The sequence below is a fragment of the Dietzia cercidiphylli genome (genome assembly GCF_039531545.1).
Classification (GTDB): Bacteria; Actinomycetota; Actinomycetes; order Mycobacteriales; family Mycobacteriaceae; genus Dietzia; species Dietzia natronolimnaea.
The window spans coordinates 67,259-83,898 of record NZ_BAAAQG010000009.1 but is presented as its reverse complement, the minus strand read 5'-3'; the positions used below and the strand labels follow the sequence as shown (position 1 = coordinate 83,898).

General features: G+C 71.4%; 15 protein-coding genes. 11 read left to right on the top strand and 4 right to left on the bottom strand.

The window, feature by feature from the left end; translation table 11 throughout:
- The first annotated feature begins 25 nt into the window (after positions 1-25).
- The 6 genes from ABD250_RS10345 (at position 26) to ABD250_RS10320 (ending at position 7,678) form a co-directional block, all read left to right on the top strand.
- On the top strand, positions 26-1,564 hold the full coding sequence (locus ABD250_RS10345; protein ID WP_182659466.1) for an amino acid permease: 1,539 nt from the start codon (positions 26-28) through the stop codon (positions 1,562-1,564).
- Between the two features lie 6 nt (positions 1,565-1,570).
- Positions 1,571-2,464: an urea amidolyase associated protein UAAP1 gene (locus ABD250_RS10340; protein ID WP_182659467.1), complete on the top strand. Its 894-nt coding sequence runs from the start codon at positions 1,571-1,573 to the stop codon at positions 2,462-2,464.
- A 12-nt stretch (positions 2,465-2,476) separates the two neighbouring features.
- A complete protein-coding gene (locus tag ABD250_RS10335) occupies positions 2,477-3,175 on the top strand; it encodes an urea amidolyase associated protein UAAP2 (protein ID WP_182610922.1) in 699 nt (232 codons plus the stop codon).
- Positions 3,176-3,238: 63 nt separating this feature from the next.
- Complete coding sequence (locus ABD250_RS10330) at positions 3,239-5,221, top strand: 5-oxoprolinase/urea amidolyase family protein (RefSeq protein ID WP_182659468.1); 1,983 nt, start codon at positions 3,239-3,241, stop codon at positions 5,219-5,221.
- Positions 5,218-6,951, top strand: coding sequence for an allophanate hydrolase (gene atzF, locus ABD250_RS10325; protein ID WP_344392112.1), 1,734 nt, complete (start codon positions 5,218-5,220; stop codon positions 6,949-6,951). Before ABD250_RS10330 ends, atzF begins: the two co-directional genes overlap by 4 nt.
- Positions 6,952-7,042: 91 nt before the next feature.
- Positions 7,043-7,678, top strand: a complete 636-nt coding sequence (locus ABD250_RS10320) for a hypothetical protein (RefSeq protein WP_017835462.1) — start codon at positions 7,043-7,045, stop codon at positions 7,676-7,678.
- 3 nt (positions 7,679-7,681) lie between these two features.
- On the opposite strand, the gene ABD250_RS10315 is transcribed toward ABD250_RS10320, so the two are convergent.
- Positions 7,682-8,278, bottom strand: a complete 597-nt coding sequence (locus ABD250_RS10315) for an HD domain-containing protein (RefSeq protein ID WP_182618218.1) — start codon at positions 8,276-8,278, stop codon at positions 7,682-7,684.
- A gap of 251 nt (positions 8,279-8,529) precedes the next feature.
- Between ABD250_RS10315 and ABD250_RS10310 the strand changes: the two genes are divergently transcribed.
- Positions 8,530-8,838: a hypothetical protein gene (locus ABD250_RS10310; RefSeq protein WP_179524090.1), complete on the top strand. Its 309-nt coding sequence runs from the start codon at positions 8,530-8,532 to the stop codon at positions 8,836-8,838.
- Between the two features lie 60 nt (positions 8,839-8,898).
- Here ABD250_RS10310 and ABD250_RS10305 read toward each other — a convergent pair whose 3' ends face one another.
- From ABD250_RS10305 to ABD250_RS10295, 3 genes are all read right to left on the bottom strand, one after another.
- Complete coding sequence (locus tag ABD250_RS10305) at positions 8,899-9,957, bottom strand: NAD(P)-dependent alcohol dehydrogenase (RefSeq protein ID WP_182658720.1); 1,059 nt, start codon at positions 9,955-9,957, stop codon at positions 8,899-8,901.
- A gap of 145 nt (positions 9,958-10,102) precedes the next feature.
- Positions 10,103-10,876 carry an SDR family NAD(P)-dependent oxidoreductase gene (locus ABD250_RS10300; protein ID WP_182658719.1) on the bottom strand — a complete coding sequence of 258 codons (774 nt, stop codon included), beginning with the start codon at positions 10,874-10,876 and terminating at the stop codon, positions 10,103-10,105.
- The gene (locus tag ABD250_RS10295) at positions 10,873-12,381 is read right to left on the bottom strand and encodes a flavin-containing monooxygenase (RefSeq protein ID WP_182610068.1); all 1,509 of its coding nucleotides are present in this window, start codon (positions 12,379-12,381) and stop codon (positions 10,873-10,875) included. Before ABD250_RS10295 ends, ABD250_RS10300 begins: the two co-directional genes overlap by 4 nt.
- Before the next feature lie 90 nt (positions 12,382-12,471).
- Between ABD250_RS10295 and ABD250_RS10290 the strand changes: the two genes are divergently transcribed.
- The 4 genes from ABD250_RS10290 to ABD250_RS10275 all read left to right on the top strand — a co-directional run bounded on the left by ABD250_RS10290 (position 12,472) and on the right by ABD250_RS10275 (position 16,636).
- Positions 12,472-13,518, top strand: a complete 1,047-nt coding sequence (locus tag ABD250_RS10290) for an AraC family transcriptional regulator (protein WP_179524095.1) — start codon at positions 12,472-12,474, stop codon at positions 13,516-13,518.
- Positions 13,519-13,580: 62 nt separating this feature from the next.
- Positions 13,581-15,197 carry an AMP-binding protein gene (locus ABD250_RS10285; protein WP_182653251.1) on the top strand — a complete coding sequence of 539 codons (1,617 nt, stop codon included), beginning with the start codon at positions 13,581-13,583 and terminating at the stop codon, positions 15,195-15,197.
- 13 nt (positions 15,198-15,210) lie between these two features.
- Positions 15,211-16,206, top strand: a complete 996-nt coding sequence (locus ABD250_RS10280; protein ID WP_182658718.1) for an LLM class flavin-dependent oxidoreductase — start codon at positions 15,211-15,213, stop codon at positions 16,204-16,206.
- 34 nt (positions 16,207-16,240) lie between these two features.
- The gene (locus tag ABD250_RS10275; protein ID WP_182658717.1) at positions 16,241-16,636 is read left to right on the top strand and encodes a DoxX family protein; all 396 of its coding nucleotides are present in this window, start codon (positions 16,241-16,243) and stop codon (positions 16,634-16,636) included.
- The last annotated feature ends 4 nt before the right edge of the window (positions 16,637-16,640 follow it).

Sequence of the window (16,640 nt, the reverse complement as noted above, 5' to 3'; positions counted from 1 at the left end):
CCCCGCCCCGAGAGGAGTGCCGGACATGAGTGACCCCTCCGGACTCACCACCCCGGCCCCCGAACGTCGGGGTGATCACGACGACCTCGCCGATCTCGGCTACGACCAACAACTCCACCGGAGCCTCGGCACGTTCGCCTCGTTCGCCGCCGGGTTCTCGTTCGTCTCGATCCTCACGACCATCTTCCAGCTGTTCGGCCTCGGGTACGGGTTCGGCGGCCCGGCGTTCTTCTGGACCTGGCCGATCGTGTTCGCCGGCCAGTTCCTGGTCGCGTTGTGCTTCGCGGAGCTCGCGGCCCGGTACCCCATCTCGGGAGCGATCTACCAGTGGTCCCGGCGGATGGGCGGCGAGGTCGTCGGGTGGTTCGGCGGCTGGTTCATGATCCTCGCGCAGATCGTCACCGCCTCGGCCGCGGCCATCGCGCTGCAGGTCGTGCTGCCGAACATCTGGTCCGGTTTCCAGATCATCGGTGACGATCCGGCCCTCACCTCGCCCTCCGGCGCGGCGAACGCCGTCCTGCTCGGATCGGTTCTCCTCGTCATCACCACCACGATCAACTCGCTCGGCATCAGGTGGATGGCCTACGTCAATAACATCGGTGTGACCTGCGAGATCGTCGGCGTCGTCGCGGTGATCCTCGCGCTGCTGACCCACGCCGTCCGCGGGCCGCAGGTCGTCTTTGACACCGCCGGAATGGGGGATCAGCCCGGCTACATCTGGGCGTGGGTCGTCTCCGGGCTCATGGCCGCCTACGTGATGGTGGGATTCGGCTCGGCCGGCGAACTCGCCGAGGAGACAGTCAACCCGCGCCGGGTCGCCCCCCGGACCATCCGGATGGCGCTGACCGTCTCGGCGCTCGGCGGTGGGCTCATGATCCTCTCCGCGCTCATGGCCGCGCCCAGCCTCACCGACGGCCGGCTGGCCACCGAGGGCCTGCCGTACGTCCTCAACTCCGTGCTCGGGAACTTCTGGGGCAAGGTGCTCCTCGTGGTGGTCGTGGTGGCCATCTTCATCTGCACCCTCGCCATCCAGACCGCGGCCACCCGGTTGATGTTCTCGATGGCCCGCGACGGGCGCCTGCCCTTCTCCGCGACCCTGTCCCGCGTCAACCCCCGCACCGGCACCCCGATCGCCCCGGCCGTGCTCATCGGTCTGTCATGCATCGCGATCCTGCTGGTCAACATGGGCAACGCCGCCATCTTCGCCACCCTCGCCTCGGTGTGCATCATCCTCATCTACCTCGCCTACCTCTGCGTGACCGCGCCGCTGCTCCTGCGTCGGCTCAAGGGGTGGCCCAACGGCCCCCGGCTCACCGACGCCGAGGGCAAGCCGCTGTTCTCGCTGGGCCGCTGGGGGGTCCCCGTGAACGTCATGGCCGTGGGGTACGGACTGCTCATGACGGTCAACCTCGCCTGGCCGCGGGCCGAGATCTTCGACCCCTCGGGCGAGACCCCGTGGATGCGATGGGCCGGCGTCCTGACCGTCCTCGCCGTGGTGGGGCTCGGCATCCTGTGCTTCCCCCGCGGCAAGACCCATCCCAAGCCCGTCAAGATCGGAGAGTGACCTGAGATGACCAGCACCACCGAACCCGGCATCACGACACCCGGCACCACCGCGAGCACGTCCACCACCTCGGGTGCCCGCGACCACGCCCGCGCCCAGGCCGGCGCGATCACCGACTCCATGCCGGTCGTCCCCGCCACCGACTGGCCCCACCCGCCGGCGGACGTGCCGGCCGACCGCCTGACGTGGGCGGAGTCCGTCCCCGGGGGTCGCTACACCGCGGTCACCCTGGCGCGGGGCACGCGCATCCGACTGACCGACCGGGACGGCACGGCCTGCGCCTCGCTCATGATGTGGCGCGCCGACGCCCCCTGGGAACGCCTCAACACCGCGGACACGGTCAAGGTCCCGTGGCAGGCCTACCTCGGGACCGGTCATCCGCTGCTCTCCGACCAGGGGCGCGTACTCGCGACGATCGTCGCGGACACCTCCGGCCACCACGACGCGCTGTGCGGTGCCTCGACCCAGGCCGGCAACGTCGCCCGCTACGGGGCCGGGGCGCCGGAATCCGGGTCACCGGCCGGACGGGAGTTGTTGCTGCTGGCCGCCCTCAAACACGGGCTGGGTGAGCGGGATCTCCCCCACACCGTGTCGTTCTTCCACGGCGTCCGCGTCGACGACGACGGGGCGCTCGTCTCCACCGGGAACGCCGGGGCGGGGGCGACCGTCGACCTGGTCCTGCACCTGCCCATCGTGGTGGCCGTCGCGGTCGCCGACCATCCGCTGGATCCGTCGGAGCGGTACCACGCCGGGACCGTGGAGTTCCTGGCGTGGAACGCTCCGCAGGACCTCGACGCACTCCGCGAGGGAGCCCTCCCCGGCGTCGGGGAGGACCTCGAGTACCGCCGTGCCGTCGCCAACTCTGAGGCCGCCCACCGCGCCTCCACCCCGATCGCCTGAGGAGAATCCGCCATGACACCGACGACCGTCACCACCGAGCCTCCGACCACAGACCCCTGGACCGGCGCCGCCGCAGACCTTCCCGCCGCAGACCTCGCTCTCACGGACGGGGCCGTTGTCGCCGACGAGACCGTCGCCGCCAGAGCCGCCTGGTCCCACGTCCTGCACGCGGGCCAGACCCTGACCATCGTGGACCTCGAGGGCAACCAGGCCGTCGACACCCTGTTCTACGACGCGCACGACCCCACCCGTCGCTACAGCGCCCCGGCGACCGTCGCCGCCCAGGGATCGATCTTCCTGACCGAGGGGAGTGTCCTGCGCGACGACGCCGGCGAGCCCCTCGTGACGATCACGGCCGACGAGGTGGGCAACCACGACACCCTCGGGGGAGCGTGCTCGCAGGAGTCCAACACCCTGCGGTACGGCCACCACACCCGGCATCAGCACGCCTGCGTGGAGAACTTCCTCCGGGAGGGCGCCCGGCACGGACTGGGCAAACGGGATCTGGTCCCCAACGTCAACTTCTTCATGAACGTGCCCGTGGACGCCGACGGCACCCTCGGCATCGTCGACGGGCTCTCCGCGCCCGGCAAGCGCCTGGCGGTGCGCGCCGACCGTGACGTGATCGTCCTGGTCTCCAACTGCCCGCAGATCAACAACCCGTGCAACGGCTTCGACCCGACGCCGGTGCGGATGATCGTCACCGCCTGAGCCCGGCGCCCCCCACCCCGCGCACCCACCACCCGCGCACCCGCCACCACAGGAGAAGCCGCCATGACCCGCCTCGAGATCCTCAACCCGGGACTCATCACCACCGTCCAGGACTGGCCCGGCCGCATCGGGTACTGGGGCGTGGGCGTCCCGCCGTCCGGGGCGATGGACGACTACTCGCTCCGCCTGGTCAACATCGCCGTGGGCAACCCGGAGGGCGCCGCCGGCCTGGAGTGCACTCGGGGTGGACTGTCGATCCGACCGGACGCCCCGGTCACGGTCTGCGTGGGCGGGGCGCACGTGCGGCCGACGGTGGACGGCCGCCCGGTGGCCCAGTGGAAGCCGGTCCACCTGGAGGCGGGATCCGTGCTCGACGTCCCGGTGCTCGACGGGCCGGGCATGCGCGTGTACGTGGCGGTCGGGGGCGGGATCGAGGTGGAGCAGTACCTCGGGTCGTCGTCGACCTTCACCCTCGGACGGTTCGGGGGGCACGAGGGACGCAACCTGGCGGCGGGGGACGCCCTCGCCGTCGGTGAACCCGGGCCGGGCGTGCCGCGCCGGATCCTCGCCGACGAGGTCCCGGCCATCGGGCACCACTGGCACATCGCCGTGGCCGAGGGGCCGCACGGCGCTCCGGAGTTCCTCACCCGCGCGGGGATGGACGAGCTCTACGCGGCCAGCTACACCGTGCACTTCAACTCGGACCGCACCGGGGTCCGGCTCGAGGGACCACGACCGAAGTGGGCCCGGCCCGACGGCGGGGAGGCCGGCCTGCACCCGTCCAACCTGCACGACAACGCCTACTCGGTGGGGGCCCTGGACTTCACCGGGGACACCCCGATCCTGCTCGGCCCGGACGGCCCGAGCCTGGGGGGCTTCGTCTGCCCCGTCACCGTGGTCAGCGGCGACCGGTGGAAGCTCGGGCAGCTCGCGCCCGGCGACACCGTCCGGTTCGTCCGCGTCAGGGTCGATGCGGTCGGTGACCGCGCCGGGATCTCGGGGGCGAGGGGGGCCGGCCGCCCGTACGTCCTCGGCGACGGTGGTGACCGCGACGACGGCGTGCTCGGCCGCGGCCACACCGCCGACGGCGTGACCGAGGTGACCTACCGCCGGGGCGGTGACGACAACGTGCTGGTCGAGTACGGCCGGATGGAGCTCGACCTCGAACTGCGCGCCCGCGCCCACGCCCTCTACCTGCACCTCCGGGCGAACCCCGTTCCCGGCCAGCAGGACCTCACGCCCGGTATCCGGTCGTTGCAGGTCAAGATCACGCCCGGCCGCAGCACGATCGGCGCCACCCTGGCCGCCCTCCGCGAGGCCGAGGCGGCGTTGCCCGCCGCCGAGGACCTGGCGGTGTCGAGCAGACGCGTCCGACTGCCGCTGAGCTGGGACGACCCCGCCACCAAGGAGGCCATCGAGCGGTACATGTACGGCGTGCGCGACGACGCCCCGTGGTGCCCGTGGAACATCGAGTTCATCCGCCGAATGAACGGTCTGGAGACCGCCGACGACGTCTACCGCACCGTCTTCGACGCCGAGTACATGGTGCTGGGGCTCGGGGACGTCTACCTCGGGGCGCCGGTGGCCACTCCGCTGGACCCACGCCACCGCCTGGTGACGACCAAGTACAACCCCGCCCGGACGTGGACCGCGGAGAACTCGGTCGGGATCGGCGGCGCGTACCTGTGCATCTACGGGATGGAGGGGCCGGGTGGCTACCAGTTCGTGGGCCGCACGACCCAGGTGTGGAACCACCGGCACCCCGAACCGGCCCCGGGCTTCGACGCCGAGCACCCGTGGCTACTGCGGCACTTCGACCGCATCTCCTGGTACCCCGTCACCTCCGAGGAGTTGGCCGATCTGCGGGCCGACACCGCCGCCGGGCGGGGGATCGTCGACATCACCGACGACACGTTCTCCCTCGCCGAGCACACCGCGTTCTGCGAGCGGGAGGCCGAGTCGATCGCCTCCGCCCGACGCCGGATGGAGCACGCCCGCGCCGAGGAGTTCTCGCGCTGGGCCGCCAGTGGGGAGCTGAGCGCATGAGCGGCACCGTGACATCAGCCGGGCTGCGGGACACCGCTGCGGCGAGGGTCGACGACGTGCTGGCGCGCCTGGCCGCGGCGGACCGTCCCGAGGTGTTCCTGCAGGTCCGCGACCGCGCGGAGCTGGTGGCCGACATGGCGGCCTCCCTCGCGGCCGGGGGCCCGCTCGCGGGGATGACGCTGGCGGTGAAGAACAACGTCGACGTGGCCGGACTGCCCACCACCGCCGCCTGCCCGGGATTCGCGTCCCTGCCCGACCGGGACGCCGTGGCCGTCGCACGGCTGCGCGCGGCCGGCGCCGTGGTGCTGGGGGCGACCAACCTCGACCAGTTCGCGACCGGGCTCGTCGGCACCCGCAGCCCGTACGGGGCCGTGCGGGCCGCGCACCGCCCGGACCACGTGTCGGGCGGGTCGAGTTCCGGTTCCGCCGTGGCGGTGGCGCTGGGGATCTGCGACCTGGCCATCGGCACCGACACCGCCGGGTCGGGCCGGATCCCGGCCGGACTCAACGGCATCGTGGGGATCAAACCCACGCTCGGGGTGGTCTCCACCGACGGCGTCGTCCCGGCCTGCGCGAGCTACGACTCCGTGACGATCCTCGCCCGCGACGTCCGGACCGCAGCACGTGCGACCGGGGTGATGGCCGGTGGTGAGGGCACGCGGGCCTGGCCCACGGACACCCCTCTGGAGGCGGGGCAGGGTGCGGCCCTGGCCGTCCCGCGTGAGCTGGTGGCGATGGCCCCGGGCTGGGCCGAGGCGTTCGGCGCCGCCGTCGACCGGGCCCGCGGGCGCGGGTACCGGATCGTGGAGATCGACCTCGCCCCGTTCCTCGCCGCAGCCCGGCTGCTCTACGACGGCGCACTGGTGGCCGAACGGTACGAGGCCGTCGGCGACTTCCTGGACTCGGTTCGGGACCCGGACGCGGGCCTCGATCCGACCGTCCGCGACATCATCGCCCCCGCCCGAGACATCGCGGCGGTGGACCTGTTGCGCGACCGACGGAAGGTCGAGGCACTACGGCGCGAGGCGCTCGACCAACTCGACCGGCTGGGCGCGACGGCACTGCTCGTGCCCACCGCGCCGTTCCACCCGACGATCGCCGAGGTGGAGGCCGACCCGATCGCCCTCAACAGCCGGATGGGGACGTACACGAACTTCTGCAACCTCTTCGACATGTGCGCCGTGGCGGTGCCGACCAGCGAGATCGACGAGGGGGGCCGAGGGACCGCGGAGTTCGGCGTGACCGTGGTGGGGCGGCCGTTCCACGACGGACCGGTGGCCGACATCGCCGCCGTGCTGGCCGGGGAACGCGACTCCGAGAAGGAACCACTCGTGCCGTGGCCGCTGCGCGCGGGCGCTCCGACCGTCGACCTTGTGGTGTTCGGCGCACACCGGCGTGGGGGCCCGCTCGAACACCAGCTCACCTCACGCGGCGCCGCCTGGCGTGGGCCGGTCCGGTCCAGCACCGACTACCGGATGTACCGCCTCGACACCGAACCGCCCAAGCCGGGGGTCCTGCGTCACCCGGACGGCGCCGCGTTGCTCGGCGAGAGGTGGACGGTCTCCCCGGCGGCGCTCGGCAGCTTCCTCGACCAGCTCCCCAGGCCGATGCAGCTCGGCCGGGTGACGCTCGAGGACGGCACGGAGATGGTCGGCTTCGGTTGCGAGCCCACGGCCGTCACCGCGGAGGCCGACGACCTCACCGAACTCGGGGAGTGGCCCCTCGGGTGAGCCGGGCACGGGCGGGCCGATCCCGAAGCTGCGGATACGCTGGCTGAGAGGTCCGCACCCGCCGCGACCTCGAACAGTGAGGTGAGCGCCAGTGAGTCAGCTCGTGTCCTTCTACGAGACCGCACCCGTCACCGACAAGCGCGGTCTGCTCACCGACGTCATCCAACGTCCGATGCAGGTGCGGTCGGGGTATGACGTGGTGGAGGGCGAGGTCGTCCCCCGGGTGGTCTACGTGCAGGCGCCGATCGAGGGCCGCCCGCTGTTGGTGCCGTTCGGCCAGTACGACGCGTGGAGCCTGCGGCAGCGGTTCGAGGAGGCGCTGAGGGTGATGAACACCCTGGGGGCCTGCGAGATCGAGTGCGCCACCTACAGCGCCCGCCGCAACGCCGTCGCCGCCCGGGTGGGGGTGGGACCGATGGCCGGGTGGGGCAAGGTGACCCGCACCCAGAGCACGGACTTCGACTATTCCTTCTCGGGCTCTGGGGCCTCCCCTCGAGACCCCGGGCCGATCCGGTGGACCAACATCCCCGGTCTGGACGCCGCCAAGCAGTCGGTGCTGCTCAACGGCGGACGCCGGGTGGAGATCACGATCGAGTCGGAGTCCGAGTTCGCCGCGGACTCCGACCTCGCCCGGCGCCTCAAGTCCGCCGGCCTGGTTCTCGGCCTCGAGGGGCGGACCCAGGCCAAGACCCTGCTGCGGATCAAGGCCGAGTTCCCGGCGGTGTGACCTTCAGCCGCCGCTCACCGGCGCCAGTGCCGCGACGTCGTCCACCGCCCGGCGGAGCTCACGCGAGGCCGCGCAGTCACCGAGCCGTCGGGTGACCGCATCCGCGATCGACCGGTAGAACCACAGCTTCTCCTGCGGCCCGGCGTTGAAGAGCCCCCACATGTCGTCACCCAGTCGTTCGTGGGCGGCGACCATCGAGCGCAGATTGTGGATCTTGTCCGCCGCCGAGATGAGCAGGCATTCCTCCGAGTCCTCCGCGAGCGCGGCGAGGTACCCCTCCTTGCGCACCCGCCACGGCGGGGTCTCCTCACCCGCGGTCTTCTCCTCCGAGACGCCGCGGACGAGCTCGGTGACCCGGTCGCCGAACTCGGCGATCATGTCATCGGCCGAGTAGACCGACGGCGGGACGTCCTCGAGAACGTCGTGGAGCAGCGCGGCGACCGCCACGTCCGGGTCGTCGGTGAAGTCGGACACGATCATCGCCACCGCCACGGGGTGCGCGATGTAGGGCGTCGGGTCGTCCTTGCGGGTCTGGCCGGCGTGGCAGCGGGCCGCGACCGCGAGCGCGCGGTCGATGGTGGGTGTCCAGGTGAGGGACATGGATGCTCTCCTCTGTGGGAGGGGTCCCGGTGCCGGGCGACGCCACCGGGTCGTGGGACGGGCGCCGGCGACCGGTGGTCCGGCGGCCGGGGAGCGCTGTTCTCCCACACCCCGAGTAGACACCACGGGTACGACAGGTCGGGTGGGTACCGGCCTGTACCGGGTCCGCTGGAACCGACCGGCGGGGTGGGGACGTCGTACCTCATGACCGCGATGCGAGGACGAGATCACGACGACGACGAGGTGAGCAGATGCCCGACGGGACGATCAGAGCCGATGCGGACAGGATCGGGGCCGCCGTCGCGGTGTTCCGTGAGTCCGGTGAGCGAGTCGCGGAGGTGACGTTCCCGCACGTCGCGGCGGGCGTGGCGGCCGCGCTGCCCGGGGGGTCGGCGATCGCCTCAGCCCTGGACCGGGCGTGTGGCGCGGCGGCGGTGTGCGCGACCCGGAGTTCGGGGCGCCTGACCGGGCTGGCGGACTTCGCCGAGCAGGCGCACCGGTTCCTGGAGGCGCGGGACGAGGACTTCGCGGACCTGCTCGCGCAGGTCGCCCCGCGGTGAGTCAGGCCCGTGAGTCCCCGCCCCCGTGAGTCCCCGCCCGGTGGGTCGGGCTGCCGTGGGTCAGAACGTCTTGGCGTCGATCACGAACCGGTAGTGCACGTCCGACCGGACCACTCGGTCATAGGCCTCGTTGATCTTGTCCGCCGAGATGAGCTCGATCTCGGCGGTGATCCCGTGCTCGGCGCAGAAGTCGAGCATCTCCTGGGTCTCGGGGATACCGCCGATCATGGACCCGGTCAGGATCTTGCGCCCGGCGGCGACCGACCCGGCCCGCACCGACATCGGCTCGGTCGGGATCCCGATGTTGACCAGCGCCCCGCGCGGCTTGAGCGTGGCGAGGAACCGGTCCAGCGGCAGGTTCGCGGACACCGTGTTGAGGATGACGTCGAAGGTGCCGCGCAGTTCCCGGAGCGTGGCCTTGCCCTCGTCGCCGGCGGTCGCGTAGTGCTCGACGGCGCCGTACCGCAGCGAGTCGTCCCGCTTGGAGGTGGTCTGCGACAGGACCGTCACCTCGGCGCCCATCGCCACCGCGAGCTTGACACCGACGTGCCCGAGCCCGCCCATGCCGAGCACGGCGACCTTGGTGCCCGGGCCGACGTTCCACTGCCGCAGCGGCGAGAACATGGTGATCCCCGCGCACAGCAGCGGCGCCGCCGCGGCCGGGTCGAGTCCGTCCGGAACGGACACCACCATGGGCTCCTCGACCACGATGTGGGTCGAGTACCCGCCCTGGGTGACGGGCCCCTCCGGATGGTCCTCGGGCAGCGGTGAGCCGTAGGTCGCCACAGCCCCGCGCTCGCATTCCTGCTCCTGGCCCGCGGTACAGGACGAGCACTCGTGGCAGGCTCCCACCAGGCACCCGACGCCGACGCGATCGCCGACCGTGTACCGGGCGACCTCGGAACCGACCTCCTGGACGATGCCGACGATCTCGTGTCCGGGCGCCACGGGGTAGGCGGTCTGACCCCACTCGCCGCGCACGTGGTGGATGTCGGAGTGACAGATGCCGGCGTACTCGATCTCGATGAGCACGTCGGCCGGCCCGGTGTCCCGACGCCGGATGGTGGTCTTCTCCAGAGGCGCGTCCGGTGCGGTGGCGGCGACGGCGGCGACGTCCATGTGATCTCCCTTGGGTCGAGCGGAACGTGAACTGGCTGTTGATCCCGTGGCCGCCACAGTAGAGGCGATCGTGCCGTCCCCGCTCGTCCGACGAGGTCACGGATGGCCACGGGCGGTGCAGCCGCCTCCCCGGGGGTGACGGCGGTCAACCCCGTCGTTCGACCACGCGGCCGATGAGACGCGTCCCGGCCAGGAAGGGGACGCGGGTGAACCGCTTGGAGTACCAGGTGGCGGTGCTCAGCGCGTCGGGAGTGATGACCAACCGCCGGGCCTGGATGGCCCGCACCGATCGCGCGGCGACCTTCTCCGAGGTCAAGGGGGTCTTGGAGAGGAGCATGCGCGCCGCCTCGTCGGCCTTCGGGTCGTCGCCGGAGAGGGAATCGGCGAGTCCGGACCGGAAGAACAGGGGGCATATGACGGACGCGCTGATGCCGCGGGGGCGAAGCTCGGCATCGAGGGTTTCCGCCAACGCGACCGCCGCCGCCTTGGTCGCGTTGTAGGCGCCCATCTGGGGCGCGTGCACCAGACCTGCGGCGGAGGCGGTGATGACCACCCGGCCGCCTCGCCCGAGCGTCGGGACCAGCGTCTTGCACCCGCGGACCACGCCGAGCAGATTGATGTCCACGATGCGCTGCCAGCTCTCCATCGAGGTGGCGTCCAGCCGCCCGCCGACCGCGATGCCGGCGTTGTTGATGAGGATGTCCAGCGAGTCCACGGCACGCGCGGCGGCGGCCCAGTCGTCGTCGTCGGTCACGTCGAGCCTGCGGTAGCTCCACTGGCCGGAGAGGCCGGTCACGGCGGGTGGGGCCTCGGCGTGCAGGTCGGTCAGGATGACCTCGTCGCCGGCCGCCAGGTACTCGCGGGCGAGCGCCAGACCCAGCCCCGAGGCGGCGCCGGTGATGAAGACGCGGCGGGTCATCGGACGGCCTCCTGCGGGATCTGCGCGTCGAACGCCATGTCGCGACGCTGGTCACCGAAGGTCAGCTCGGGGATCTCGGCGAGGTAGTTCTGTACATATGTCCAGGGACGGTCGGTTCCCTGCCTCGGGAAGCGGTGCACGCCGCGCTGGACATACCCGGCGTCGAGGTCCAGGAGCGGGCGATCGCCCTTCACCTCGGGCGGGATCGGGGCGTAGATTTTCTCCCCGTTCCTCTCGCCCGCGCGCCACAGCTTGACCATGTAGCGGGAGACCATGTCCGCCCGCAGGGTCCAGGAGGCGTTGACGTACCCCACGGTGAAGCTGAAGTTGGGCACGCCGGCGAGCATCATGCCGCGGTAGGTGGTCAGGTCGGCGGGCTCGAGCTCGCGGCCGTCGATGCTCAGGGTTCCGCCGCCGAACGCCTCGAGTTCCAGGCCGGTGGCGGAGACGATGACGTCCGCCTCGAGCTCCACGCCCGAATCCAGGCGGATACCGCGTTCGGTGAAGGTGTCGATGTGTCCGGTCACCACGCGCGCGCCCCGTTGCATCGCCCGGAAGATGTCCCCGTCGGGGGCTTTGCACACCCGCTGGTCCCAGGGCTTGTACGACGGGGTGAAGTGCTCGGCGATCTGCTCTCGGGAGATGTAGCGGCGTTGCAGGAGTCGCAGCCCCTGGGTGAAGGCCCAGGGGAACCGCTGAGCGACGAGATACTGGACCATGTCGCGAGCGCCGTGGGTGAAACGGGCGGCGCGGTAGGCCGGTTGTGCCGGCAGCACGCGTTGCCACACGGCGCTGATGATGTCCTTCTCGGGGAGCGGGGCGACGTAGCTCGGGGTCCGCTGGAGCATCGTGACGTCGGCGCCGAGGTTCTCCAGGGCCGGGACGAGGGTGACGGCGGTGGCTCCGGAACCGATCACGATGAACTTCCGCCCCGCGTAGTCGACGCCTTCGGGCCATAGCTGGGGGTGGATGATCTCGCCGACGAACTCCTGCTCGCCCGGGAAGTCGGGTCGGAAGCCCTGGGAGTGCGAGTAGTAGCCGGACCCGTAGTGGACGCGGCGGGCCCACACCGTGCGCTCGGTGGAGCTCCCGTCCTCCGCCCGGACGCTCGTGACCTTCCACAGGCCCTTCTCGCTCTGCCAGTCCGCGTTCTGTATCCAGGACCCCAGATGCAGGCGTTCGAGGACTCCGCACTCGCGGGCGGTGTCGCGGATGTACTCCTTGATCTCCTCACCCTGCCCGAGGGTCGAGGAGTGCGGCCAGGGGCGGAACGGGAACCCGAACGTGGCCATGTCCGAGTCCGACCGGATCCCCGGGTAGCGGAAGGTGTTCCAGGTGCCGCCCAGGTCGTCCTGTGCGTCGTGGACCTCCCACGACCAGTGGGGGAAGGTGGTGGAGACGTGGTGGGCCAGGTCGATGCCGGAGATGCCGGCGCCGACGATCAGGAGGTCCAGCGGGTTCTCGGGTGCGCCGGCCGGTGGGCGGCGGTCAGCAGAGGCTGTCATACGGAGGACGATAGTCCCGATCCCGCCGAACAAGTTGCCGAAACGCGCCAAGAGGTTGCTCTATCGCGCCATGTGGCGGAGAGTTCTGAGGTGGCATACGTCAGATCTGCAGGCCTGAGGGGCGTCAGGGCGGTGATCGATGCGCTGGGTGGCGACGCCGACGACCTGGCCCGGCGCAGTGGGCTGCCGGGCGGCGCCCTCGACAGCGACGAGATCCTGGTGCAGGATCTCGCGATCGGCTTCCTCCTCGAGACGGCGGCCGTCGAGTTGCGCTGCCCCGACTTCGGCCTGCGGGTGGCGTTGCGTCAGGACCTCGGTCTGCTCGGCCCCGTGGCCGCGGCCATCAGGCACGCCCCGACCACCACCCGGGCGTTGGAGATGACCTCCAAGTACCTGTTCTTCCACGCCCGGTCGCTCGAGATCACGGTCGTCCCGGATCCGGAGGCGGACCCCGGTGTGCTGGGGGTGCGGTTCGGTTACCGGGACGACGCGGCCGCGCTGCCTCCCCAGGCGGTCGACATGGTCCTGCTCTTCCTGCACCGGTCCATGCTCGCCCTCCTCGGGGGGGAGTACGGACTGCTGTCGGTCGAGCTCCCGAACCCGCTCAACACGGTGCCCGCTCGCTACCGGGAGCTGTTCTCCGCCCCGGCGAGACCACTCGCGTCGGCCGCGATGCTCCGCGTCCCCGCCGCGCTCCTCGGCCGGGAGATCACGGGCGGCGACCTGATGGCCCACGAGCTGGCTCTGAGCTATCTGGAACAGCACGGTCCCGCACGGGACCAGACGTACGCCGAGCGGACCAGGACCCTGCTCCTGCGGTCCCTCGACACGGGGACCTCGACCCTCGGCGACGTCGCCGCACTCCTCTCGGTCTCGCCGCGGACCCTGCAGCGGCACCTCACCGGTGAGGGCACGTCCTTCTCCGGGATCCGGGACGAGGTGCGGCGCGATGTGGCCGCCCGGTTGTTGGCCACCACCGAGATCCCCCTCTACCAGATCGCCTCGGCCCTGGCCCTCGACGACGTGACGACGTTCAGTCAGTACGCGCGCCGGTGGTGGGGGGTCACGGCCAGGCAGTTCAGGGCCGACAGGAGGGGTCCGGGCGCCGTGGGTCGGCCCGCGATCGAACTTTCCTGACGAGTGTCAGCTGGACTCGCTATGATCCAGATCACACCGCCCCTGCGTCCCCGAGGACCCCCATGGCCGACACCGTTCGCGAACAACTCCGCCGTCACGCCGACTCCGACTCCCCGGCGATCCGCTACGAGGACCTGACCATCTCCTGGCGCGAGTACATCTCGGCCGCCGACCGTCGCGCCGGAGCACTCGACGCGATGCTCGACGACTCCCGACCCCGGCACGTGGGCACGCTCCTGGAGAACACCCCGGAGATGCTCTACGCGCTCGCCGCGGGCGCTCTCGGCGGCGTCGTCATCGCGGGTATCAACGCGACTCGTCGCGGTGAGGGGCTGGCCCGCGACATCAGGCGGGCGGACTGTCAGGTCCTGCTCACCGACTCCCAGCTCGCGCCCCTGCTCGACGGGCTGGACCTGGGCGATGTCAGTGTCATCGACACGGACTCCGACGAGTGGGCGGCCACGGTCGCCGCGTCGGAGCCCCCGGCCGATCCCCCGGTGGCCGATGCCGGCGACCCGTTCATGCTCATCTTCACCTCGGGGACGTCCGGGGACCCGAAAGCGGTGCAGGTCGGCAACTTCACGGTCACCATGTCGGGCGAGGCGCTCGCTCCGTCCTTCGAGCTGACCTCCGAGGACGTGCTGTACCTGTCCATGCCGCTGTTCCACTCCAACGCCATCATGAGTGGCTTCTCGCCCGCGATCGCCGTGGGCGCCACCATGGTGCTCGCCCGACGCTTCAGTGCGACCCGCTTCGGCGACGACATCCGCAGGTACGGGGTCACGTACATGAACTACGTGGGGAAACCGCTCGCGTACATCCTCGACACCCCGGCTCGCCCCGACGACGCGGAGACCACCCTGCGCGCGGCCTTCGGGAACGAGGCCGCGGCCAAGGACATCCCCGCGTTCGCCGAGCGGTTCGGCTGCACCGTGCGGGACGCCTACGGCTCCACCGAACTCGCGATCATCGTCGTCCGGACCGAGAACTCGCCGCTCGAGTCCATCGGCGAACCGTTCCCGGGGGTCGCGGTGTACGACCCGGTGACGGTCACCGAGTGTCCCCGCGCGATCTTCGACGACACCGGTGCGGTGGCCAATCTCGACGAGTGTGTGGGCGAGCTGGTCAACACCGAGGGAGCCGGCTTCTTCGCCGGCTACTACAACAACGAGCAGGCCACGTCCGATCGCATGCGGGACGGGATGTACTGGTCCGGCGACCTGGCTTACCGCGACGCGGACGGCAACGTGTACATGGCCGGTCGCAGCGGGGACTGGCTGCGGGTCGACGGGGAGAACATGGCCGCCGGGATCGTCGAGGAGATCCTCCTCCGACATCCCGCGGTCTCCCGGGTGGCGGTGTACGGGCTGCCCGACCCCCGCGGCGTCGGCGACCAGCTCGCCGCGGCCGTGGTGGTCCGGCACGACAGCGAGCTCGAGCCCGCCGGGTTCGAGGAGTTCCTGGCCTCCCAGCCCGATCTCTCTCCCAAGGCGTGGCCGCGCTGGGTCCGGGTCTCCGATGCGCTCCCCACCACGGCGACCAACAAGATCCTCAAGAGAGCCCTGGTCGAGGACGGGGTCGGCGGCACCGCCGGCGGTGCTGACACCTGGTGGGAGCGGGAGGAGCGAGGCACGTCCTATGCGGTCCTCGCCGACTCCCGCGCGGGTACCGCGGTCTGATGGACCGCGCCTGATGGTCTACGTCGTCACCCGCTTCGACTTCCGGGCGCCCGGCGCGGACGCGGCCGAGCGCCGGGACCGCTACCGGGCGGCCCTCGCCATGGCCAGGTACGCGGAGGAGTCGGGCCAGGACACCGTCAACCTCTCCGAGCACCACGGCTCCGAGGACGACTATCTCCCGTCGCCGCTCATCGCTGCGGCGGCGGTGGCCGCGGTGACCGAGCGGATCCAGATCGCGGTGTGGGCCCTGCTCGCGCCGCTGTACGATCCGGTCCGGCTGGCCGAGGACATCGCGGTCCTCGACCACGTGGCGTCCGGGCGGGTGAGCTTCACCTTCGGGCTCGGCTACCGACCGGTCGAATACGCGATGCACTCCCGGGACTGGAAGGGGCGTGGGGCACGGCTGGAACAGCAGTTGGAGACGATGCTCGCGGCGTGGGCGGGGGAACCGGTCGGCGACGATCCGGTCGACGGTTCGCCTCGGTCGCGCGTGACACCGGGACCATTCTCGGATCCGCACCCGCTGATCTTCCTCGGCGGCGCAGGCGCGGCCGCCCGTCGGGCCGGGCGCCTGGGCATGCATTACCAACCGCAGGTCAACGATCCGGAGCTCGCCGAGTTGTACCGGGCCGAGTGTCGCGCGAACGGGCATGAGCCCGGCCTCGTGGTGACCCCGGTCTCCGGTCCCGCCGCGGTATTCTGCGCGCAGGATCCCGACGAGTTCTGGGAGAGGTACGGCGGGTACCTCCTCGCTGACGCGGAGGCCTACCGTGCCTGGCAGACGGCCTCCGGTCGCAACTCCTTCGTCCACTCCGACGCCCGCTCGGTCGAGGACCTGCGCGCCGAGGGGGTGTACCTGGTGGCCACCCCGGACCAGCTCGTCGAGCGGGTCCGGTCTCGCGAACTGGGCCTGATCGCGGGCCACCCGATGTGCGGCGGGATGCCGATCGACGCCGCGTGGGAGTCGTTGCGACTGCTCGGGGAACGAGTGCTGCCGCACGTTCGGTGAGAACGCCGCGATCGGGGTCCGTAGTCTCGGGCGAATGGGAAACGACACGGCACTCAACGACACGGCACACGCCGTCCGGTACTGGTCCATGCCCGCCGCGTTGGGGGCGATGGGCGCGCTGCACTTCGTGGCGCCCCGACCCTTCGACGGGCTCATCCCGCCGGAACTGCCGGGGAGCGCCCGGGCGTGGACCTACGGGTCCGGCGTCGCTGAGATGGCCGTGGCGGCACTGCTGGCCGTGCCGCGGACACGGGCCCTGGGCGGGGCGGCGGCGGTGGCGCTGTTCGTCGGGGTACTGCCCGGGAACCTGCAGATGGTGCGGGCCTGGCGGAGGAAGCCGGTGTGGCCCTACCAGGTGATCGCGTGGGGCCGCCTGCCGCTGCAGGTGCCGATGATCCTCGCGGCCGACAGGATCCGCCGAGGCGCCTGAGCGC